This is a genomic window from Streptomyces kunmingensis (assembly GCF_039533535.1).
Taxonomy (GTDB): Bacteria; Actinomycetota; Actinomycetes; order Streptomycetales; family Streptomycetaceae; genus Streptomyces; species Streptomyces kunmingensis.
In genome coordinates this window covers 871857-894581 of record NZ_BAAATS010000006.1, presented here as the reverse complement: position 1 = coordinate 894581, position 22725 = coordinate 871857, and the positions used below count along the sequence as shown (strand labels likewise).

The window sequence follows — 22725 nt, the reverse complement described above, 5'->3', positions numbered from 1 at the left end:
GGATGCCCTCCGCACGCCGTATTGGTATACCAAAGACGTCGGAGCGCAGCGTCGCTCTCGCGGAGGTGTGTGCTCAAATGCCCGTTTTCCAGGGCGAGTTGAGCGCATTCGAACTTAGGAGCGCGTCATGGTCGCCGTGCACGAACAGACCTCCACAGCCGCTGCCGCGGGGCCGGACGGGACCAGTCCCGGTCTCTACAGTCCGGACCTCGCCCCCACCCGCAGGGAAGGGCGGCGCTGGGGCGCGTACAACGTGTTCACGCTGTGGGGCAACGACGTGCACAGCCTCGGCAACTACGCCTTCGCCATGGGTCTCTTCGCACTCGGGATGAGCGTCTGGCAGATCCTCATCGCCTTCGCCATCGCCTCGGCGCTGCTGTTCGGGCTGCTCACGCTCTCCGGCTACATGGGGCACAAAACGGGCGTCCCGTTCCCGGTGATGAGCCGGATCTCCTTCGGCACCCGGGGCGCCCAGCTGCCCGCGGCGGTGCGCGGGGCCGTCGCGATCGCCTGGTTCGGCATCCAGACCTACCTGGCGGCGTCCGTCCTGCGCGCGGTCGTCAAGAAGCTCGCGCCGGGCGCCGCCTCCCTCGACCACAACTCGATCCTGGGCCTGTCGACGCTCGGCTGGATCACCTTCGTCGCGCTGTGGGCCGTCCAGGTCGTGATCGTCAGCTACGGCATGGAGCTGATCCGCAAGTACATGGCGTTCGCCGCGCCCGCCATCCTGATCACGATGTGCGGCCTCGCGGTCTGGATCCTCAGCAAGACGGACCTGTCGATCGCGGTCTCCACCGGCAATGCGCCTACCGGCGTCGACGCCTGGCGCCAGATCTTCGAGAGCGCTGCTCTCTGGGTCGTCATCTACGGCACGTTCGTCCTGAACTTCTGCGATTTCACCCGTTCCGCCAAGAGCCGCCGCGCCATCGTCGTCGGCAACCTCGTGGGCATCCCGCTCAACATGCTCTTCTTCGCCGGGATCGTGGTGGTGCTCTCCGGTGGCCAGTTCAAGCTCGACGGGCACGTCGTCACCGGGCCCGAGGACATCGTCGCCACCATTCCCAGCACGCCGCTGATGGTGCTCGCCTCGCTCGCCTTCATCACCCTGACCATCGCCGTGAACCTCCTGGCGAACTTCGTCGCCCCGATCTACGCCTTGGTCAACCTCTTCCCGCGCAAGCTCGACTTCCGCCGTGCCCGGCTGGTCAGCGCCGTCATCGGCCTCGTCATCCTGCCGTGGAACCTCTACAACAGCCCGACCGTCGTCAACTACTTCCTCGGCGGGCTCGGCGCCCTGCTCGGCCCGGCCTTCGGTGTCGTGATGGCCGACTACTGGCTGGTGCGCAGGACCCGCGTCAACGTGCCCGCCCTCTACACCGCCGCCACCGACGGCGACTACCACTACCGCTCCGGCTTCCACCTGCGGGCCATCGGCGCCTTCGGGCCCGCCGCCGCCGTGGCCGTCGTCATCGCCCTCGCACCCGCCTTCACCTCCGTCTCCGGCTTCTCCTGGTTCATCGGCGCGGGCCTCGCCGCCCTGCTCTACGTGGCCCTCGCCGACCGCAGCCGGACGGCGCGGGACGTGGACGGCGAGACGATCGCGGTCGACGCCGTCTGAACCTTCCGGCCTCTGCAACACCCACGCCGACGGCCCTGGTCGGGGCCGCGACGCCGCACAGAAAGCAGCACCCCCACCGCCATGCGCATACTCGTCTGCAACGTCAACACCACCGAGTCGATGACCGACGCCATCGCCGCGCAGGCCCGGTCCGTCGCCGCGCCCGGCACCGAGATCGTGGCGCTCACCCCGGCGTTCGGCGCCGAGTCCGTCGAAGGCAACTACGAGAGCTACCTGGCCGCGATCGCCGTCATGGAGACGGTCCGCGCCTACCCCGAACCGTTCGACGCCGTCATCCAGGCCGGATACGGCGAGCACGGGCGCGAGGGCCTCCAGGAACTCCTCGACGTGCCGGTCGTCGACATCACCGAGGCCGCCGCGTCCACCGCCCAGTACCTCGGGCACCGCTACTCCGTCGTCACCACCCTGGACCGGGCCGTGCCCCTCATCGAGGACCGGCTGAAGCTCGCCGGACTCACCGACCGGTGCGCTTCCGTGCGGGCCAGCGGCATGGCCGTCCTCGACCTCGAACGCGACCCGGACGCCGCGGTCGAGGCCATCGTCGAGGAGGCCGCGCGCGCCGTCGAGGACGACCGCGCCGAGGTGATCTGCCTGGGCTGCGGCGGCATGGCCGAACTCACCGAACGGGTCAAGAAGCGCACCGGCGTCCCCGTCGTCGACGGTGTCGCGGCCGCCGTGACCGTCGCCGAATCGCTCGTACGGCTCGGGCTCACGACGTCCAAGGTGCGTACGTACGCGCCGCCGCGTACCAAGAAGTTCGTCAACTGGCCACTACATGCAGCCGGTTGACGCTACTTGCGGGTGAGTCGCACCAGCGTGCTCGGCCGGTCGCCCCTGGGCAGGTGCAGCGGCAGGCCGTGCGTCAGCAGCGTCGCCGCGTCGTGCTCGACTCCGGTGGCGTCGTCGACGTAGACCTCCGAAGGGGAGAGGCCGGCCAGGCGCAGGGCCCGGTCGTGGCCCCAGGCGAGGACCACGACCCGGTCCTCGGAGCGGTACTGCACGGCGTCCACGAGCCGGTACTGCTCGCCGAACTGAATGACCGGGCGGATCTCCTTGTAGAGCTCCACCAGGTCGCGTGCTTCGGCGAGTTGGGGCTCGGTCCAGCGTGAGAGGTCGCCGCCGATGCCGAGCGCGCCGGCCATCGCGACATGGAAGCGGTAGGGGAGCGGCGCGCTGCGGGCGGTGTGCGGGTTGGGGCTGTCGGTGACCCAGGCGGACATGGTGCGGGCCGGATAGACCTGGCTGTAGCCGTGCTGGATGGCGATGCGGTCGTAGGCGTCCGTGTTGTCGGAGATCCACGTCTGGTCGGTACGGGCCAGCATGCCGAGGTCGGCGCGCCCGCCACCGCCCGCGCAGCCCTCGATCCGCAGGGCCGGATGGGCGCGGCGCAGCCGGTCGAGCACCGCGTAGACACCGCGCGTGTGGTCGCTCCACAGTCGCTCGGCGTCGGGGTGGCCCGGCCAACCGCCTTCCGTGAACGCCCTGTTCATGTCCCACTTCAGGAAGTCGACCGCGTACGTCGCCACGAGCTCGTCGAGCCACTGGTACGCCCACTCGGCGACATCGGCGCGGGCGAAGTTGAGGACGAGCTGGTTGCGCAGCTCGGTGCGGCGGCGGTGGGGCATGTGCAGCACCCAGTCGGGGTGCGCCCGGTACAGATCGCTGTCCGGGTTGGTCATCTCCGGCTCCACCCACAGCCCGAAGCGCATCCCGAGCCGCCGCACCTCCTCGGCCAGCGGGCCGAGCCCGTGGGGGAACCGCTCGGGGTTCGGCCGCCAGTCGCCGAGGCCGGCCCGGTCGCTGGTGCGCCGCCCGAACCAGCCGTCGTCCACCACGAACAGTTCGACGCCGAGCCCGGCAGCCCGCTCGGCCAGGGCCCGCTGGCCCTCCAGGGTGACGTCCCAGCCCGTCGCCTCCCAGCTGTTGTAGACGACGGGCCGCACCTCGTCGGGGCGCGGCAGCACGTGTGCGGCGACGTACCGGTGCCAGCCGCGGCTCGTCGCGCCGAACCCGCCCGTGCTGAACTGGCCCGCGAATACCGGGGTTTCGTGACTCTCGCCCGGTTGCAGCCGCCAGGTGAGGCCGTCGTGCCCGGCGCCGCCGGTGACCGTGAGCGGGCCGCCGGTGTGATCGCGCGCCGCGGTGATCCGCCAACTCCCCGACCAGGCGAGGACCATGCTCCACACGTCGCCGCGGGTCTCGTCCGCGTCTCCCGCGTCGACCATCAGCCACGGGTTCGCGAAGTGCCCCGAGACGCCGCGCCGGCTGGTGAACACGGTCTCGGCGTACGGGGCTTCGGTGCGCCGCAGCTGGGTCTCGCCCGTCCATTCGCCGACCGTGTGGCTCAGTCGCGCACCGGACGCGGCGGGCACGGACCAGCTCGCGGCGTCGCAGCGCAGGATCTCGATGGGGTCGTCGGTCCCCAAGTGCCGCAGCGTGAGGGAGCGTTCGATGACGTCGCTGTCCGCGTGGACCGTGTAGTGCAGTGTGCAGCCGAGCGGATAGTGCCGGTCCCGCAGCCGTACGTGCAGTCGGCCGCCCTCGATCTCGTGGCCCTCGTGCATCCACTCGACGCCGCGCGCCCCGTCCGCGTACCGCACGAGCAGCGACGGCACCCCGAACCGGGGCCCGCCCTCAACGCCCAGCTCCTCCCCGCTCGTCGAGGCGAAACTGCTGGTCAGTCCGGAGTGCGTGGGCAGTGCGGCGGCCTGGGCGAGCGTGAGCCGCGCGCCCCAGTGCACATGCCGTGGCCCCTCGTCCGGGCCGACGCGCAGCGCGTACGAGGTGGCGGGGGTCGTGAGCAGGAACGTGCGACTGGGCTCGTCGTAGGAGACCGGAGAGCCGTCGGACACCGGAGAGCCGTGGGACACCTGAGACATGAGCGGGAGCCTAGATCCGAACTCCCTGAATTTAAATATTGACGAAGGAAATTATTGCCCCTACGTTTCCCCCATGTTGCTGAACCGAGCGAAGCTGCTCGCGTCCCCGGCGGCCAACACGGTGTTCACGACAGTGCTCACGCGTGGTCCGGTCGTCCGCCCCGAGATCGCCCGGATCACCGGCCTCTCCTCCGCCGCCGTCACCAAGGCGGTCAAGCCGATGATCGAAGCCGGGTACCTGGAGGAACTCCCGCAGGGTCCGCGAACCGTCGAAGGCGCCGGGCGTCCCGCGCACCCCCTCGCGGTCCGCGCCGACCGGGAGTTCTTCGTCGGCGTCAAGGTCACGGCCGACGAACTCATCGGCGTGGTGACCGACCTACGGGCCCAGGTCCGCGCCGCGCACCGGATGCCCGTCTCCGACCGGTCCGTGGCCCAAGTGGTCCGCTCCATCGCCGCGCTCGTCGCGGAGCTGGTCCCGGCCCACGCCGGACGGACGCACCACATCGGGGTCTCCGTCTCGGGCGACGTGGACCGGCCGGGCGGCGTCGTGCGGTACTCACCCTTCCTCGGCTGGCGCTCCGTGGGCCTGGCCGAACTGGTCGGCGAGGCAACGGGGTTGACGGTCACCGTCGAGAACGACGTGAAGGCGCTCACCGTCGCCGAGCAGTGGTTCGGCGAGGGCGTGGGCGCCGACTCCTTCGCCCTCGCCACGGTCGGCGTCGGCATCGGCTGCGCGCTCGTCGTCAACGGCCGTCTGGTGGCCGGGGGTTACGGGGTCGCCGGCGAAATCGGGCACATCCCGGTCGCGGCCGGGGACGGGCCCGCGTGCCACTGCGGCGCCCGTGGCTGCGTCGAGGCGATCGCCTCCGAGGCGGCCATCGTCGACCGGGCCCGGCAGGCCGCCCAAGACCCCGGGCTCGACATGGCCGGGGCCATCGACCGCGCGCACAGCGGGGACGCCGCCGTCCGGGCCGTCTTCGACGAGGCGGGCGCGGCCATCGGGCTCGGCCTCGCCGCCATGGTCAACCTCGTGGGGCCCGAGCGGGTCGTGGTCTCCGGTGAGGGCGTGGCCGCGTACGACCTGTTCGAGGAGCAGATCCGTGCCGCGTTCACCACCCAGGCCTTCGGGGCCGCCGCCCGCTGCCCGCTCGTCGTGCGCCCGCTGCCCTGGGAGGAATGGGCGCGCGGGGCCGCGGCGGTCAGCATCCAGTCCCTCTTCGCCGCCTGACCCGTTCCAGCCCCCCGAAGTCGAAGCCCCCGCACGTCTCCGTCCCCGGAAGGACCCTGTCATGCCTGTCAGTTCCGCCCTGTCCCGCCGGGGTTTTCTCGGCACGTCCCTGCTGTTCGTCGCCGGTGCCGCCGTCGCCTGCTCCAGCAACCCGCAGGAGACCGCCTCGGCCAAAGGCGCCAAGGTCACGCTCACGCAGTGGTACCACCAGTACGGGGAGGAGGGCACCCAGGCCGCGGTGAAGCGGTACGCCGAGGAGTTCACGAAGGCCAACCCGGACATCGCGGTCAACGTGGTGTGGGGTGCGGACGTCTCCCAGTACGAGACCAAGCTGAACGCGGCGCTGCTCGGCGCCGACGCCCCCGACATCTTCGAACTCGGCGACTTCCGCGCCGAGATGGCCCGCAAGGGGCAGCTCGAACCGCTCGACGACGTGTACGGCGCCGCCAAGGACGGGTTCAACAAGGCGGACCTCGACTACCTCACCGTCGACGGCAAGCTCTACGGCATCAAGACCATCGACGACGTCATGGTCCTCTACTACCGCAAGTCGCTGCTGAAGAAGGCCGGCGTCACCCCGCCGACCACCTTCGCCGAACTCGCGGACGCGGCGAAGAAGCTGACGACCGGCGGCGCCAAGGGCCTCTTCATAGGCAACGACGGCATCGGCGACAGCCCCTACCTCCTCGCCTGGTCGCAGGGCGTCGACCTGATCGACGGCAAGAGAGTCGTCTACGCCGACGCCGCCAAGGCCATCGGCGGCCTGCGCGACCTGCACGCCGACAAGTCGGTGCTGCTCGGCTTCACCACCGACTGGTACGACCCCGGCGCCTTCAACCAGGGCGCCGCCGCCATGCAGTGGTGCGGTCTGTGGGCACTGCCCGCCGTCGAGAAGGCCCTCGGCGACGACTTCGGGGTCGTGCCCTGGCCCTCGTACGACGCCTCCGGCAAGGCGGTCGCCCGGCTCGGCGGCTGGACGCAGGCGATCCACTCCAAGAGCAAGCATGTCGCCGAGGCCAAGAAGTACCTCGAATGGCTTTGGGTCAAGCAGGCCGACATCCAGATCGACTGGGCCGTCAAGTACGGCTTCCACGTCCCGCCGCAGTCCGAAGTGGCCGCGAAGACACCGGAGTTGAGCAAGGGCGCGGCCAAGGACGCAGTCGCCATCGCCAACAAGAACGGCATCTCCTTCCCGGCCGAGTGGACGCAGGCCATGCAGGCGGAGTTCATCGCCGCGGCCGCCGACATCGCGAAGGGCGCGGGCGCCGAGAAGACCCTGGAGAAGGCCCAGTCCAAGGCGCAGTCCGACCTCGACAAGCAGCTGGGCTGACCGCCGTGACCGCCACCGGCACCACGCCCGCCCGCAAAAGCCCCTTGCACCACGATGCCGCCCGGCCGGCGCCCGCCCCGGCGCCGCGCCGCCGGCGGCTGACCGAGCGGCAGTCGAAGGCCCTCGCCTTCGCCGTCCTGACCGCTCCGATCCTGCTCGGCCTCGGCCTGTTCCGCTACGTCGCCATCGGCTGGAGCTTCCTGCTCAGCTTCAGCGAGGCGCGCCGCACCATCTCGCTGGGGAACTGGGTCGGCCTCGACAACTACCGGGAGCTGCTGAGCGACGAACGGTTCCGCGACTCCCTGACGATGATCGTGCTGTTCACGGCGCTCATCGTGCCGCTGACCTTCGCCGCGTCCCTCGGCCTCGCCGTCCTCGTCAACCGGATCCGCCGCGGTCGCGCCTTCTTCCGCACCGCGTTCCTGCTGCCCGCCGCCGTCAGCTACGTCGCCGCCGCGATGATCTGGAAGATGGCCCTGTTCAGCGGCGTACCGTCCGGACTCGCCAACACCCTCGGCGCACTCTTCGGCGCCGACCCCACACCCTGGATCCAGACCCAGAGCCCGCCCCTGTACTGGATCGTGCTCGTCACCCTGCGCCTGTGGCTCCAGGTCGGGCTCTACATGATCCTGTTCATCGCCGGGCTCCAGTCCATCCCGCCGCACCTCTACGAAGCCGCGGCCCTCGACGGCGCCGGCCCCTGGCGCACCTTCCGCAGCATCACCTTCCCCATGCTGCGCAACACCTCCGTTGCGATCCTGCTGCTCATGCTCATCGCCGCGCTCCAGGCCTTCGACGAGTTCTACGCGATCTTCTCCACCGGCGCCTCGCTCGGCAGCGAACCCGTGCGCACCCCCCTCATGCACCTGTACGGCGTCGCCCTCCAGGACCAGGACTACGGCGTCGGCTCCGCCGGAGCCTTCCTGCTCACCCTCCTGATCGTGCTGGTCACGCTCCTCCAGGGCCGGATCCTCGGGTTCTCCCGCGACAAGGACTGAACGTCATGAACAACGCCGTGAACCGTCACCGAGGGAGCGTCCTCGGCTCCGCCGCCACGTATCTGGCGCTGTGCCTCATGTCCGTGGTCTTCCTGATCCCGTTCTACATGCTGCTGCGCAACGCCTTCATGACGACGCCGGAGGTCACCGCCACCGACTGGCACTGGCTGCCGTCCTCGCTGAGCTGGTCCAACTTCACGTCCCTGTTCGACAACCCCGAGCGCCCCTTCGGCCGGTCGATCCTCAACTCCCTCCTGATCGCCGTCATTTCGGCACCCGTGTCGACGCTGCTCGCCTCGATGGCCGGGTACGCGCTCGCCCGGATCGCCGTACCGGGACGGGCGGTCGTGCTCTCCCTCATCGTCGGCACGCTGATGATCCCGCAGGCCGTCACGTTCCTGCCGACGTTCGTCGTGGTCGGCTCGATGGGCGGCGTGAACACGATGTGGGGCCTGATCGCGCCGGGCCTGTTCAACGCGTTCGCCGTCGTCCTCTTCCGCAGCTTCTACCTGTCGTTCCCCGCCGAGATCGAGGAGGCGGGCCGCATCGACGGCCTCAGCTACCTCGGCGTCTACGGGCGGATCATCCTGCCCAACTCCGTCACGATGATCGCCTCCCTCGGGGCGCTCTCCTTCATCGAGGCGTGGAACTCCTTCCTGTGGCCGCTGATGATCGGCCAGGACCCCAGCAGCTGGACCGTGCAGATCGCCCTCTCCAGCTTCCTCACCTCGCAGACGGTCAATCTGCCCGAGCTGTTCGCGGGCACGGCCGTGGCGATCCTCCCTCTCGTCGTCATGTTCCTGGTCGCCCAGCGCCACATCGTCCAGGGCATCGCGATGTCCGGTCTCAAGTCCTGAACCCCCCTTCTCCGGAGGTACGTCCAGTGATCAGAACCACCCGCCGCGCCGCCCTCGCCGCCGCGTGCGCGCTGCCGCTCGCGCTCGCCCTGCCGTCCGGCGCCGCCGAGGCGAAGACCCCGTACGTCAAGCCGTTCATGGGCTGGAGCAGCTGGAGCGTGGAGTCCGCCACCCGCGACGGCTACGGCACGCGCTGGCTGAACGAGGGGAACATCAAGAACGCCGCCGACTCGCTCAGCGGCAAGCTCTCCTCCGCCGGGTACAAGAACCTGAACATCGACGCGGGCTGGAACTTCGATTACGACTGGAACTTCCACACCGACGCCCACGGCATCCCGGACGCCGACAAGGAACGCTTCCCCAGCGGGATGGTCTCCCTCTCCGACTACGTGCACGCCAAGGGCCTCAAGCTCGGCCTGTACGGCGCCGCCGGACTGGAGAAGGAGGTCTACGACAAGAACGCCCCGATCCTCGGCACCGACTGTCATGCGCAGGACATAGCCGTGAAGCCGCTGACGCCGACCAACAAATGGGGCGGCAGCTGGAAGATCGACTACAGCAACCCCTGCGCGCAGGAGTACATCGACTCCATCGTCGCCCGGTACGCGTCCTGGGGCATCGACTTCATCAAGATCGACGGCGTCACCAAGGACAACGTCGCCGACATCAAGGCCTGGTCCACCGCGATCGACCACAGCGGCCGCAGCATGTGGCTCTCCGCCAGCGCCTGGCCCGTGGACCTGGAAGCCGGCGACGGCCTGCGCCCGTACGCGAACGGCGTCCGCGTCGACACCGACATCGAGTGCTACTGCGAGACGACCAGCACCTGGACCAGCTCCGTCGACGACCGCTTCGCCGACCTCCCGAACTGGCTGCCCAAGCTCCGCGCCCCCGGCTACCTCCCCGACCTCGACTCCATGCCGATCAACAACAACACCGGCAGCGGTCTCCAGGACGGCATCAGCGACACCGAGCGGCAGACCGTCATGACGTTCTGGTCGATGGCCTCATCGCCGCTCTACGTCGGCGGCGACATCTGGTTCCTCGACGACAAGGCGAAGGCGATCCTCACCAACTCCGAGGTCATCGCCGTCGACCAGGCGGCCGTCCTGCCCAAGCAGCTGCGCGCGGGCGACACGCAGGTGTGGACGAAGCGCGTCGGCGGCGCCACGTACCTCGCGCTCTACAACCTCGGCTCCACGGCCACGGACATCACCGTCGACCTCAAGCCCGCCGGTGTGCACGGCAAGCAGCGGCTGCGGGACGTCGTCACCCGCGAGGACATCGGCTCGGCCACCCGCTCCTGGACCGCGACGGACGTCCCCGCGCACGGCTCCCGCCTCATCAAGCTCAGCTAGTTCCGAGCCGCGTACGGGTGACGTCTTACGTATCTCGTGTTTCGTGTTTCGTGTAAGGAGCCGCACATGAGCAGCAACGGTCCGTCCCGGCGCCTCGTCCTCGGACTCGGCACCGCTCTCGCCCTGAACTCCCTGCCCGCCTTCACCGCGCATGCCGCGCCCCACCGCCCCGCCACCTCGCCGCTCGTCCCCGCCGACGAGGCGACGACCCTGTGGTACCCGGAGCCCGCCGACGAGGACCTCCTCATCGAGCAGGGCCTGCCGCTCGGCAACGGCCGCCTCGGCGCCCTCGTCGGCGCCGACCCCTCCCGCGAACTCCTGCACATCACCGACGCCACCCTGTGGACCGGCGGCGCCAACACCACCCTCGACGGCGACGGCCAGTTCCCGTACGGACGCGACGACTTCGGCAGCTTCACCCTCCTCGCCCGGGTCATGGTCAGCCTGCCCGGACACGAGCGCTCCGCCGTCACCGACTACCGCCGCACCCTCGACCTCAGCAACGGCCTCGTCACCACGACGTACACCAAGAACAAGGTTCGCTACGTCCGGGAGATGTTCGCCAGCGCCCCCGACGACACGATCGTCATCCGCCTGCGCCAGAGCGGCGGCGGCTCCCTGACCGGCGCTGTGATCCTCTCCGGCACCCACGGCGAGACGACCGGCGTCGACAAGGACCGCGACCTCGCCTCCTTCTCCGCCGCCCTCGGCAACGATCTGCGCTACGCCGCCGCGGTCACCGCCGCCGGAGACGGCACGATCGCCGCCACCGGCACCCGCGTCGCCTTCACCGACTGCACCGAGGTCACCCTCGTCATCAGCGGCGGCACGGACTACGCGCCCGACCACGCCGCCGGATACCGCGACCCGTCGGCGAACCCCCTGGCCCTCGCCCAGGACAAGGCCCTCACCGCCGCCCGCACACCCGCCGCGCGCCTGCGGGACACCCACGTCGCCGACTACCGCTCCCGCTACGACCGCCTCACCCTCGACCTCGGCCGCTCCAGCGGCAGACAGCGCAGGCTCGACACCTGGTCACGGCTGAAGGCACGCGCCGCCGACGGATCGGCGCCCGACCCCGAACTGGAGGCGAGCTACCTCCAGTTCGGCCGCTACCTGACGATCTGCGGCTCGCGCGACGGCCTGCCCATGGGCCTCCAGGGGCTGTGGCTGGAGGGCAACACCCCGGACTGGATGGGCGACTACCACACCGACATCAACATCCAGATGAACTACTGGCTGGCCGACCGGGCCGGCCTCGGCGACACCTTCCCCGCCTTCGCCGACTACTGCCTGGCTCAGCTCCCCGCCTGGAGCGATGTCACCCAGAAGCAGTTCAACGACCCACGCAACCGCTACCGCAACACCAGCGGCAAGGTCGCCGGCTGGACGGTCGCCTTCTCCACCAACCCGTACGGCGGCCTCGGCTGGTGGTGGCACCCGGCCGGCAACGCCTGGCTCTGCGAATCCCTCCACGAGCACTACGAGTTCACCCAGGACCGCGCCTACCTGTCCCGGATCATGCCGCTCCTCGAGGGCGCATGCGAGTTCTGGGAGGCACGGCTGATCACGACCACGGTCGACGGCCGTGAGGTCCTGATCGACGACCACGACTGGTCGCCCGAACACGGCCCGCAGGACGCCCGCGGCATCACGTACACCCAGGAACTCCTGTGGTCCCTCTTCGGCCACTACGAGGAGGCGTGCCGCACACTCGGCCGAGACGCCGAACACGCGGCGCGCGTGCGGGACTTGCGTGAGCGCCTCTACCTTCCGCGCGTCAGCCCCGGCTCGGGCCGCCTGGAGGAGTGGATGGGCGCGGACGACCTCGGCGAGACCACCCACCGCCATCTCTCCCCGCTCATCAACCTCTTCCCCGGCGACCGCATCCGCCCGGACGCCGGCGACCCGGAACTGCTGGCGGGCGCAAGGGAATTGCTCGTCTCGCGCGGCATGGAGAGCTACGGCTGGGCCTGCGCCTGGCGAGCCGCCTGCTGGGCCCGCCTGAAGGACGCGGACCGGGCGTATCGCCTGCTGCTGACGAACCTCCAGCCCTGGGCGGGGGCCGACACCGGCACCGCGATGAACTTCTTCGACATGTACCGGGTCTCGGACACCCGGGCCATCTTCCAGATCGACGCCAACCTCGGCACCCCGGCCGCGATGCTGGAGATGCTGGTCCACTCCCGGCCCGGCCACATCGAACTGCTGCCCGCCCTTCCCGACGCCTGGGCCGCCTCCGGTTCACTCACCGGCGCGGGCGCGCGGGGCGGATTCACGGTCGACATGGCGTGGGAGCGGGGACGCGTCCGCAAGGCGACCATCCGCAGCGTCGGCGGACGCAGGACCGAGGTCGTCATCGCCGGGAAGACCAGGGACGTGGTCCTGAAGCCCGGGGAGGCGGTGACGCTGCACGGCCGGTGACGGCCCGCCGTCGTCTCTTCAGGCGTCCTTGCCCGACGCCTGGAGGGCGGCGACCGCGTCGCGTGCCGCCTGCAGGGCGCCCTTGTTCACGGTGTCGGCGGACGGCGCGCCCTTGGACTCGAAGTCGCTGCCGTTGTAGGTGACGGTCACGAGCGTGTTGGCCACGCGGACCGTGACCACGGCCTCGCGGGTCTGCTGCTTGTCCTTGGTGACGACGTTCGTGGCCAGCCGCGCCTCGTCCCCGATGGACTGCGCGGTGCCGTCCGAGCCGCTCCCGGACTTGTACGCCTGCTCGGCGAGGGTGTCGGAGTTCTTCACCTCGAAGGACACGTCGAGCCAGCGGTAGTCGTATTCCTTGAGCGCGCTCCAGGAGCAGCCGCGGCGCACCGATTCGTCGGTCGCGGCGAGCTCCTTGCCCGCCGTCTTCGCACCCGGCACGAGCGAGGAGACGGTTCTGGCCGTCACGGTCCCGCAGGGCGCGGGCGGCTTCGCGTACGTCTTCGCGGCCACGCTCTCGCTGGCTTCGTGCGACGCCGACGACTGCGGCGCCGCCTCCTTCTTGTTCTCCTTGTCGGCCGAGTCGGACATCGGCCCCGTCGACCAGGCCCAGCCCACACAGGCGAGCACGGCGACCGGCAGCAGCCGGGCGGTCAGGGTGACCGGCAGCGGGAGAGAACGCACGGCGTACGTCCCTTACGTATCAGCGGGTGAGGGACGCCAGTTTCACATGAGTTGCTGTGCGGCGATACCGCCACTTCTGTCACCTCGGCATCACACACCGGCATCGTCCCGGCGTACGGCCGTGACCAGCCACACCCCGGCGCGCATCCGTACTCCGCGCGCGGTCGCGTAGGGGCGGAGCGAGTCCTCCAGGACGGCGCGCGTCGAGGCGGGCACGCGCCGCGCCGGGGCGCGCGAGAGGAGGAAGTCGACGGCGTCCGCGGGTGAGTCGCCCCAGCGGGTGTGGACGTCCAGCGGGCGGACGGCGATCCGGTCGAACGTGCGGTGCAGCGCGGCGTGCACCCGGTACGGCTCGGACAGCGAGGCCATGGCGGCGCCCGCGGCGCGCGCGTCGGGGTCCGGTTCGGCGGGCGCCGTGGACCGGGTGCCCTCCGCGAGGTGCCGGGCGAACCGGGCGAGCGCCGCCCTCCCCTCCTCCCTGGCGCGCGTATCTGGGGGACGGGGCGCTCGCCGTCGTGGCCGGGGCTGTCGTGGTCCTCGCCGCGGCGCTCGGCGACGACGGGGCGGCGCCGCTGGACTATGTGCTGATGACGGCCTCCGCGGCGGCCCTGGCGGGCTACCGCAGAGCGCCCCGCGCGGTCCTGCTCGGCACGGCGGCCCTGGCCGTGGCCTACGTCGTGCATGCGCACCCCAGCCCCTGGGCGGCGTTCCCCGTCCTCGCCGCGATGCACACGGCGGCCCGGGCGGGGCACCGGGGCCTGGCCGCGGCCACCGGCGGCGTGTTCCTCGCCGTCTACATCACCCGGGACGCGCTCGCGACGGACGGCGCCGCGACACGCGGCATGCTGCTCGCCGGCTGGTTCCTGTGCGCGGTCGTCACGGGGCTCGCCGACAAGAACTGGCAGGCGTATCTGCACCAGACCGAGCAGCGCGCCCTGGAGGCCGAGCGGACCAGGGAAGAGGCGGCAATGCGGCGCGCGGGGGAGGAACGGCTGCGCATCGCACGCGAGTTGCACGACTCGCTGACCCACAGCATCTCGATAGTCAAGCTACAGGCGGGGGTCGCCGTCCACCTGGCGCGCAAGCGCGGCGAGGAGATACCTCCCGCGCTGCTCGCCATTCAGGAGGCGAGCGGTGAGGCGATGCGCGAACTGCGGTCGACGCTGGACGTGTTGCGTACGGACGAACCCACCGGCAGCCCCGCGCTGCTGGTCGAGCGCGCCCGCTCGGCGGGGATCTCGGTCGGCCTCACGGTCAGTGGCGACGAGCGCCCGTTGCCCGCCCCGCTGGACCGGGCGGCGTACCGCATCGTGCAGGAGGCGCTGACGAACGTGGCACGGCACGCGGGCCGCGAGGCGCATGCGGAGGTCCGACTGGTGCACGGCGCGGACGAGTTGACGGTCCTCGTGACCGACACCGGTTCGGCGTCCCCGGCCCGGCCGGTCACCGAGGGCACGGGCCTGACCGGTATGCGCGAGCGGGTCGGCGCCCTCGGCGGCACGCTGTCCGCGGGGCCGCGGGAGAACGGCGGCTTCGAGATACGGGCCCGGCTGCCGCTCGGCGCACCACCGGACGCGGAGCCGCGCACCCCGGCGCTCGGCGTGGCCGCGCAGTGACGGGCTCCGTGATCGGCCCCGTGACGGGCTCTGTGGTCCGCCCCGTGATCCGCGTCGTCCTCGTCGACGATCAGGCGCTGATGCGCGCCGGGTTCCGGGCGCTGCTCGACGCCGAGGACGGGATCGAGGTCGTGGGGGAGGCCGCGGACGGGGCCGAGGGGGTCGGCCTGGTCCGGGAGCGCGTACCGGACGTGGTGCTCATGGATGTGCAGATGCCCGGCACCGGCGGCATCGAGGCGACCCGGCGCATCGCCGCCGACCCCGCCCTGGCCGCCGTGCGCGTCGTGATGCTCACCAACTACGGCCTGGACGAGTACGTCTTCGAGGCGCTGCGCGCGGGCGCGTCCGGCTTCCTGCTCAAGGACAGCGAACCCGAGGACCTGCTCACCGGGATCGCGGTCGTCGCGCGCGGCGACGCCCTGCTGTCGCCGTCCGTCACGCGCCGCCTCATCGGCGCGTTCGTGGCCCGGCCGCCGGACCGGGCGACCGCGCCCGGCCTGGAGTGCCTCACCCCGCGCGAGCGCGAGGTCACGGCCCTTGCCGCGCGCGGCCTGACCAACGAGGAGATCGCCGCGCACATGGTGATCAGCCCTTTCACCGCCAAGACCCACATCAGCCGCGCCATGACCAAACTCGGCGCCCGCGACCGGGCTCAACTCGTCGTATTCGCCTACGAGTCGGGCCTGGTCGCCGCCCGCACACCGGAGGCCGCGCGGGAAGGTACGTAGGATCACGCCATGACGATCAGGGGGAAGGCGTCGCTCGGGCGCGCCGGGGGACTCATGGTGGCGGCGCTCCTCGTCGCGGCGTGCGGGGCGCCGACGGCGAGCACAGGGGCAGGGGCCGCAGGGGACGTGGGTGACTGGCGCGTCCACGCGGACTCGCTGGAGACCGGCACCCCGGCGCCGTACGGGAGCGTCGAGGTGCCCGGCAGGGTCGAGGTGTCCAGGAGCGCCCGCGCGGCGGAGCCCGTCGGCCCGTGTCCCGACTCCGGTATGCGCGTCACGGCCGGCGACACCAACGCGGCCATGGGCCTGCGCGCCCTCACCGTCACCCTCGACAACTGCGGCGAGGCCACCTTCGAGCTGTACGGCTACCCGCGGCTGGATCTGAAGGGGGAGGACGGCACGCCCGTCGAAGGGGTCCGCGTCCTCGAAGGCACCGGCGAGATCACCACCGGCCAGCCGGACAGCGGCCCGGCCCGCATCACCGTCGGCCCCGGCGAGGCGGCGCACACGGTCCTGGTCTGGCGCAACACCTACGACGACACCAGGCACCCACCGGTCACCGTCGACCGCTTCACCGTCGACCCACGGCTGGGCCGCGGCACGCCGACGGTGCGGCCCGACGCCCCCCTCGACCTCGGCAGCACCGGCCGACTCGGCACCACGGCCTGGCGCAAAGCCTGAACAAGACGTTCTAGTATCCGCAGAAGTTGCTGGAGGACGCGGACGCCGGGTCCGCCGTGGTGGTTGGGGGTATACGTGGTTGCCGGTCGTGTGGTGCGCTTCGACGGAGCGCGCGGATATGGGTTCATCGCGCCGGACGACGGCGGTGAGGACGTCTTCCTGCATGTGAACGACCTCCTCATCCCCGAGTCGTATCTGCGCACGGGGCTGAAGGTCGCCTTCGACATCGAGGAGGGCGAGCGCGGTCCCAAGGCGTCGTCCGTGCAGCTCGCCGAGGGCACGGCCCCGCCGACGCCCGGCCGGATCGCGGCCGACGGCGACGACGTGATGTGCGACGTGCTGCGCGTCGACGAGTTCACGAACGAGGTCACCGAACTGCTGCTGCGCGCCGCTCCCTCCCTGACCGGGGAGCAGATTCTGGCGGTCCGCCGTGAGCTGGTGCAGAGCGGCCGCAAGCACGGCTGGGTGGACAGCTGACCCCTCTGACCTGCACCTGAACGATCCCGGGGCCCGGGCCGAGTCGATGTACTCGGCCCGGGCCCCGCGCGTTGTGCGAGGCCCCCGGTTCGATCTGCCCCGCACGTCCCTCTATGTCGCGTCCAGTTATTCAATCTTCATCGAATCCCGTCCGGCATCCGGACAACCCCCTTGTCCTGCGGACTGTATGCGAAATACGTTCTGCGGTATTCCTTGATCGCCCACAGGTTTCCTGCCGCTCCACACAGGCGCCTGCGGAACCACTTCCTGGCGGAGGTATGCCCTCGTGCGCCGAACAGCGGTTGCCCTCGCGGCAGTTGTCCTGGTGATGTCCACAACGGCGGGCTGCGGCTCCCTGCAGTCCTCGGCCACCGAGGTCGGCGGGGAGCGGATGACCGACGACCGTCCCGTCCGGGACGGCGGCACCCTCACGGTCGCCCTCAACGCGGACCCCGACAAGCTCGACCCGACCCTCGCCCAGACCCTCGTCGGCCGCACCGTCTTCGCCGGGATGTGCGAGAAGCTCTACGACGTCGACGAGCGGGGCGAGGTCGTACCGCAGCTCGCGACCGCCCTGCCGAAGGTCTCCGCCGACGGCCGCACCGTCTCCTTCGACGTCCGCAAGGGCGCGAAATTCAGCGACGGCACGAAGCTCGACGCGGACGCCGTCGTCACGTCCCTGCTGCGCCACCGCGACCTCGCCGGCTCGGCCCGGGCCACCGAGCTCACCCCGCTCAAGGGCGCCGAGGCCACCGGCCCGTACAGCGTGCGGCTCACCCTCAAGCAGGCCTACGTCCCGCTGACCGCGGTGCTCGCCGACCGCTCCGGCATGGTGATGTCCCCGGCCGCGCTGAAGAAGTACGGCAAGAACTTCACCAACCACCCGTCCTGCGTCGGCCCGTTCAAGTACACCGAGCGCGTCGGCGGCGACCGTATCGTCCTCACCAAGGACGCGAACTACTACGACGCGGACTCCGTCCACCTCGACAAGGTGATCTACAAGCCGATCCCCGACGGCAGCGTCCGCCTCGCCAATCTGCGCTCCGGCGACCTCCAGGTCGGCGACCAGATGGCCCCGGTCGACGTCAAGAGCGCCCTCACCGACAACAAGCTCCAGCTGTTCAACTCGCCCTCGCTCGGCTACCAGGGCATCGGCATCAACGTCGGCAACGTCAAGGGCCTCGGCGAGAAGCCCGGCCGCATCGACACCCCGATGGCGAGCGACGTCCGCGTCCGCGAGGCCTTCGAGCTCGCCATCGACCGCGGCCTCATCAACAAGGTCGTCTTCCAGGGCATGTACGAGCCGGCCTGCGGCCCCATCTCCCCGGAGTCCGCCCTCGCGCCCGGGATCAAGGCCTCCGAGTGCCCCAAGCGCGATGTCACCGCCGCCAAGCGGCTGCTGAAGCAGGCGGGCGTCGACACACCGGTCCCCGTCGAGCTCAAGATCTCGACCACGCCCGAGTGGAGCCGCATCGGCCAGGTCATCCAGGCCATGGCCAAGGACGCCGGATTCGCCGTCACGCTGCGCCCCACCGAGTACGCCACGATGCTCGAAGAGACCGACGACGGGCATTACACGGCCTTCAACAGCGGCTGGTCCGGACGCCTCGACCCGGACGGCAACATCGCCAGCTTCCTCCAGACACGCGGCGCCATGAACGCCTACGGCCTCTCGGACAAGAAGATCGACGCCCTCGTCGAACGCGGCCGCACCGAGGCCGACCCGGCCGAACGCGCCGAGATCTACGACGAGTTGACCCACCTGACCAACGACGCGCACGCGCTGATCTACCTCTACCGCCAGAAGAACTACGTCGTCGCCGGGAAGGACGTCGCGGGCGTACGCGTCTACGGCGACGGCCTCGTCCGCGTGAAGAATGCGGGGTACGCCAAGTGACGACCACCCAGACCGCTCCGCAACCGGTCGCGAAGAAAGCCGGGCTGCTCGCCGGGCGCCCCATGGCCAAGTACGTCCTGACCCGCCTGCGGCAGTCCGTCATCACCCTCTTCCTCGTCTCGATCGTCGTCTTCGCGGGCATCCGCGCGCTGCCCGGCGACCCGGCGCTCGCCCTCGCCGGCGAGGAGCGCAGCCCGGAGGCGCTCGCCGCGATCCGCGCCGAGTACGGACTCGACGACAACATCGTCATCCAGTACGCGCGGTTCATCGGCCATGCACTCCAGGGCGACCTCGGCACCTCCTCGCGCACCGGTCTGCCGGTCGCCGACGCCATCGGCCAGGCGCTGCCGGTCACCCTCGAACTCGCCGCGCTCTCCTTGCTGTTGGCGATCGTCCTCGGTATCGGAGCAGGCATCGTCGCGGCCGTCCGACGCGGCAGGCCCGCCGAGTGGATCGCCAACGGACTCGCCCTGCTCGGCCTCTCGATCCCCACCTTCTGGCTGGGCATCGTCCTCGTCCTCGCCTTCGCGATCGCCCTGCCCGTCTTCGCGGCGTCCGGCTTCGTCCCCTTCGGCACCGACCCGATCGACAACCTGCGCCGCATGGTGCTGCCCGCGATCGTCCTCGGCTCCGGGCTCGCCGCCGTCGTCATGCGCCAGACCCGCGCCGCGATGCTCGACTCGCTCTCCGCCGACTACGTCCGCACGGCCCGCGCCAAGGGACTTTCGCGCCGCCAGGTCATCGGCGGCCACGCACTGCGGAACTCCCTGGTCACCGTCGTCACCGTGCTCGGCCTGCAACTCGGCCACCTGATCTCGGGCGCCGTCGTCACCGAGCAGATCTTCGTGCTCCCCGGCTTCGGCAAGCTGACCATCGACGCCGTCTTCACCCGCGACTACGCGACCCTGCAAGGCGTGGTGCTGTGCACCTCCGCCGCGTACATCTTCATCAACCTGCTGGTCGACGTGGCGTACTCGGTCATCGACCCGCGCATCCGGCTCGGAGGTGCCCGGTGACCACGCTGGCTCTGACAGGCATACGTGCCCAGGTCCTCAAGGGCGCCAGAAGCCCCAAGCTGCGCGCCCTGCGCAAGAACAAACTGGCCATGACCGGCGCCGTCATCGCCGCGGTCTTCGTGCTCGCCGCGCTGCTCGCCCCGCTCATCGCGCCCTACGACCCCTCGCAGCCCGACTTCGACCACGTCCTCGGGGCGCCCGGCCGGAACCACTGGCTCGGCACCGACGACCTCGGCCGCGACCAGCTCTCCCGCGTCGTCTACGGGGCACGCGCCTCCATGCAGGTCGGCGTGCTCGCGGTCGTCTTCGCCTTCGTCATCGGCGTACCGCTCGGCCTGCTCGCGGGCTTCTACGGCCGGTTCACCGACAGCGTCGTCTCCCGCGTCACCGACACGATGCTCGCGTTCCCCTTCCTGGTCCTGGCCGTCGGCCTCGCCGCCGTCCTCGGCCCGTCGCTGTCCAACGCGACCATCGCCATCGGCATCTCGCAGATTCCGGCCGTCATACGTATCACCCGCGCCGAGACGCTCCGCCTCAAGCACGTCGACTACGTGGCCGCGGCCGTCGCCAACGGGGGCGGTGACGGGACCGTCCTGTTCCGCCACATCCTCCCCAACGCGACGTCCGCGCTCACCGTGCAGGCCACCGTCGGCATCCCCGCCGCGATCCTCGGCGAGGCCCTGCTCAGCTTCCTGGGCCTCGGCGTGCAGCCGCCCGAACCGTCGCTCGGCGTGATGCTCTCCTCCGCCCAGCCCTTCCTCGCGCCCGCGCCCTGGATGGCGGTCTTCCCCGGTCTCGCCGTGGTCGCCGCGACCCTCGCGTTCAACCTGCTCGGCGACGGCCTGCGCGACGTCCTCGACCCCCGTGGAGCCACCCGATGAGCCCTGCACCTGTTCTCAGCGTCCGCGACTTGTCGGTCACGTTCGGACATGGCCACTCCGGCACCCGCACGGTCCACGCCGTCGACCACCTCTCGTACGACCTGCACGCCGGTGAGGTCCTCGCCGTGGTCGGTGAATCCGGCTGCGGCAAGTCCGTCACCTCCATGGCCGTCATGGGGCTGCTGCCGCCTACCGCCCACATCACCGGTTCCGTCCGGCTCGGCGAACGCGAACTGGCGGGCGCCGACGACAAGGCGTACGGGAAGATCCGCGGCAAGGACATCGCGATGATCTTCCAGGAGCCGATGACGTCCCTGAACCCCGTGCTCACCATCGGGCGGCAGATCGGCGAGGTGCTCCGCCGCCATCAGGGGCTGTCGAAGAAGGAGGCACGCGCGCGTGCCGTCGAACTCCTCGACCTCGTAGGCATCCCGGCGCCCGCCCAGCGCGTCGACGAGTACCCGCACCAGCTCTCCGGCGGCATGCGCCAGCGCGTCATGATCGCCATCGCGGTCGCCTGCGACCCGTCCGTGCTCATCGCCGACGAACCCACCACCGCCCTCGACGTGACCGTCCAGGCGGGCATCCTCGAAGTCCTCCAGTCGCTGCGCGAACGGCTCGGCACCGCCATCGTGCTCATCACGCACGACCTCGGCGTCGTCGCCGACATCGCCGACCGGGTCCTCGTCATGTACGCGGGCCGTCCCGTCGAACAGGCGCCGGTGGACGAGCTGTTCGCGACGCCCCGGCACCCGTACACGCGCGGCCTGCTCTCCGCCGTGCTGCGCCCCGGCGCGGCCAAGGAGCGGCTGCCGGAGATCCCCGGCCTCGTCCCGAGCCTCGACGAGCAGCCCGACGCCTGCACGTTCGCGCCGCGCTGCGCCCGCGCCGACGAGACCTGCACCACGAGCCGCCCCGGCTTCAAGGCCGTCACGGCCGACGCCGGCGCGGACGCCGCGCACCGCGCCGCCTGCTGGCACCCGCACACCCTCCAGGAGGCGACCGCCCCATGAGTACCCCGGCACTCGAACTCGTAGCGCTGGAGCGGCACTTCGCGGGCGCGGGCGGCACCGTGCGCGCCGCCGACGGCGTCACCCTGACCGTCGGCCGCGGCGAGGTCGTCGGTCTCGTCGGCGAGTCCGGCAGCGGCAAGTCGACCGTCGGACGCTGCGCCGTCCGCCTCGACGAACCCACCGGCGGCACCGTCCGCATCAACGGCACGGACGTGACGACCATGTCGCGACGCGCCCTGCGCCCCCTGCGCAAGAACTTCCACCTGGTCTTCCAGGACCCGTCCTCCTCGCTCGACCCCCGCATGACCGTCGGGCAGATCGTCGCCGAGCCGCTCAGGCTGCACGGCATCGCGAAGAAAGAAGCCGCCCACGCGCGCGTGGCCGGACTTCTCGCCCAAGTAGGGCTGCGTCCCGAGCACGCCGACCGGCATCCGCACGAGCTCTCCGGCGGCCAGCGCCAGCGCATCTCCATCGCCCGCGCGCTCTCCGTCGACCCCGACCTCCTGGTCGCCGACGAACCGACGTCCGCCCTCGACGTTTCCGTACAGGCCTCCGTCCTGAACCTGCTCGCCGACCTCCAGCGCGACCGTGGCTTCGGCTGCCTGTTCATCACGCACGACCTGGCCGCCGTCGAGTACCTGGCGGACCGCATCGCCGTCATGTACCTCGGCCAGATCGTCGAACAGGCCCCTACAAGAGAGCTGTTCGCGGACCCCAAGCACCCGTACACGCAGGCCCTGCTGTCGGCCGCGCCCGTCCCCGACCCGGTCACCCAGCGCACCCGCGAACGCATCGTCCTCAGCGGCGAACTGCCCAGCCCGCTCGCGCCCCCGCCCGGCTGCCGCTTCCACACCCGCTGCCCGCTCGCCGTCGACCGCTGCCGTACGGAAGTCCCCGTCCTGCGCACGCTGGACAGCGGCCGCGAGGTCTCCTGCCACCTCGTCGCCGACGACGGCACCGCACCCGACGCCGCCGCGGCCCCCTCTCGTACGATCCCGGACAACCGCACCGCCACCCGCTAG

Annotated in this window: 20 protein-coding genes; 17 read left to right on the top strand and 3 right to left on the bottom strand. The window is 70.9% G+C overall.

From position 1 onward, the window contains the following. Positions 1-127 precede the first annotated feature (127 nt). Positions 128-1618, top strand: a complete 1491-nt coding sequence (locus ABD366_RS12025) for an NCS1 family nucleobase:cation symporter-1 (RefSeq protein ID WP_324771910.1) — start codon at positions 128-130, stop codon at positions 1616-1618. A gap of 81 nt (positions 1619-1699) precedes the next feature. Next, positions 1700-2428, top strand: a complete 729-nt coding sequence (locus ABD366_RS12020) for an aspartate/glutamate racemase family protein (protein ID WP_324771911.1) — start codon at positions 1700-1702, stop codon at positions 2426-2428. Positions 2429-2430: 2 nt separating this feature from the next. Here ABD366_RS12020 and ABD366_RS12015 read toward each other — a convergent pair whose 3' ends face one another. Continuing rightward, complete coding sequence (locus ABD366_RS12015) at positions 2431-4518, bottom strand: alpha-galactosidase (RefSeq protein ID WP_324771912.1); 2088 nt, start codon at positions 4516-4518, stop codon at positions 2431-2433. A gap of 73 nt (positions 4519-4591) precedes the next feature. Between ABD366_RS12015 and ABD366_RS12010 the strand changes: the two genes are divergently transcribed. The 6 genes from ABD366_RS12010 to ABD366_RS11985 all read left to right on the top strand — a co-directional run bounded on the left by ABD366_RS12010 (position 4592) and on the right by ABD366_RS11985 (position 12713). Continuing rightward, the gene (locus ABD366_RS12010; protein ID WP_324771913.1) at positions 4592-5746 is read left to right on the top strand and encodes an ROK family transcriptional regulator; all 1155 of its coding nucleotides are present in this window, start codon (positions 4592-4594) and stop codon (positions 5744-5746) included. Positions 5747-5807: 61 nt separating this feature from the next. Beyond that, entirely contained in the window at positions 5808-7076 is a 1269-nt protein-coding gene (locus tag ABD366_RS12005; protein ID WP_324771914.1) for an ABC transporter substrate-binding protein, read from the top strand. Between the two features lie 5 nt (positions 7077-7081). Continuing rightward, a complete protein-coding gene (locus ABD366_RS12000) occupies positions 7082-8074 on the top strand; it encodes a carbohydrate ABC transporter permease (protein WP_324771915.1) in 993 nt (330 codons plus the stop codon). A gap of 5 nt (positions 8075-8079) precedes the next feature. Continuing rightward, positions 8080-8931 carry a carbohydrate ABC transporter permease gene (locus ABD366_RS11995; protein WP_324771916.1) on the top strand — a complete coding sequence of 284 codons (852 nt, stop codon included), beginning with the start codon at positions 8080-8082 and terminating at the stop codon, positions 8929-8931. 26 nt (positions 8932-8957) lie between these two features. After that, positions 8958-10289, top strand: a complete 1332-nt coding sequence (locus ABD366_RS11990; protein WP_324771917.1) for a glycoside hydrolase family 27 protein — start codon at positions 8958-8960, stop codon at positions 10287-10289. Positions 10290-10355: 66 nt separating this feature from the next. Continuing rightward, positions 10356-12713 carry a glycosyl hydrolase family 95 catalytic domain-containing protein gene (locus ABD366_RS11985; protein WP_324771918.1) on the top strand — a complete coding sequence of 786 codons (2358 nt, stop codon included), beginning with the start codon at positions 10356-10358 and terminating at the stop codon, positions 12711-12713. 18 nt (positions 12714-12731) lie between these two features. Here ABD366_RS11985 and ABD366_RS11980 read toward each other — a convergent pair whose 3' ends face one another. Together ABD366_RS11980 and ABD366_RS11975 are read right to left on the bottom strand one after the other, a co-directional pair. Further along, positions 12732-13394 carry a hypothetical protein gene (locus ABD366_RS11980; protein ID WP_324771919.1) on the bottom strand — a complete coding sequence of 221 codons (663 nt, stop codon included), beginning with the start codon at positions 13392-13394 and terminating at the stop codon, positions 12732-12734. Positions 13395-13484: 90 nt separating this feature from the next. After that, entirely contained in the window at positions 13485-13763 is a 279-nt protein-coding gene (locus ABD366_RS11975; RefSeq protein WP_324771920.1) for a hypothetical protein, read from the bottom strand. A gap of 146 nt (positions 13764-13909) precedes the next feature. Between ABD366_RS11975 and ABD366_RS11970 the strand changes: the two genes are divergently transcribed. From ABD366_RS11970 to ABD366_RS11930, 9 genes are all read left to right on the top strand, one after another. Further along, complete coding sequence (locus tag ABD366_RS11970; protein ID WP_324771921.1) at positions 13910-15010, top strand: sensor histidine kinase; 1101 nt, start codon at positions 13910-13912, stop codon at positions 15008-15010. A 44-nt stretch (positions 15011-15054) separates the two neighbouring features. Further along, positions 15055-15738, top strand: a complete 684-nt coding sequence (locus tag ABD366_RS11965) for a response regulator transcription factor (protein ID WP_324771935.1) — start codon at positions 15055-15057, stop codon at positions 15736-15738. Positions 15739-15747: 9 nt separating this feature from the next. Next, on the top strand, positions 15748-16419 hold the full coding sequence (locus tag ABD366_RS11960; protein ID WP_324771922.1) for a DUF4232 domain-containing protein: 672 nt from the start codon (positions 15748-15750) through the stop codon (positions 16417-16419). Between the two features lie 75 nt (positions 16420-16494). After that, a complete protein-coding gene (locus tag ABD366_RS11955; protein ID WP_324771923.1) occupies positions 16495-16896 on the top strand; it encodes a cold-shock protein in 402 nt (133 codons plus the stop codon). A gap of 286 nt (positions 16897-17182) precedes the next feature. Next, positions 17183-18793 carry an ABC transporter substrate-binding protein gene (locus ABD366_RS11950; RefSeq protein WP_324771924.1) on the top strand — a complete coding sequence of 537 codons (1611 nt, stop codon included), beginning with the start codon at positions 17183-17185 and terminating at the stop codon, positions 18791-18793. 62 nt (positions 18794-18855) lie between these two features. Then, positions 18856-19809 carry an ABC transporter permease gene (locus tag ABD366_RS11945; RefSeq protein WP_324771936.1) on the top strand — a complete coding sequence of 318 codons (954 nt, stop codon included), beginning with the start codon at positions 18856-18858 and terminating at the stop codon, positions 19807-19809. An 11-nt stretch (positions 19810-19820) separates the two neighbouring features. Continuing rightward, complete coding sequence (locus ABD366_RS11940; RefSeq protein ID WP_411293794.1) at positions 19821-20690, top strand: ABC transporter permease; 870 nt, start codon at positions 19821-19823, stop codon at positions 20688-20690. Further along, positions 20687-21703: an ABC transporter ATP-binding protein gene (locus ABD366_RS11935; protein ID WP_324771926.1), complete on the top strand. Its 1017-nt coding sequence runs from the start codon at positions 20687-20689 to the stop codon at positions 21701-21703. Before ABD366_RS11940 ends, ABD366_RS11935 begins: the two co-directional genes overlap by 4 nt. Continuing rightward, positions 21700-22725, top strand: coding sequence for an ABC transporter ATP-binding protein (locus tag ABD366_RS11930; protein ID WP_324771927.1), 1026 nt, complete (start codon positions 21700-21702; stop codon positions 22723-22725). Before ABD366_RS11935 ends, ABD366_RS11930 begins: the two co-directional genes overlap by 4 nt.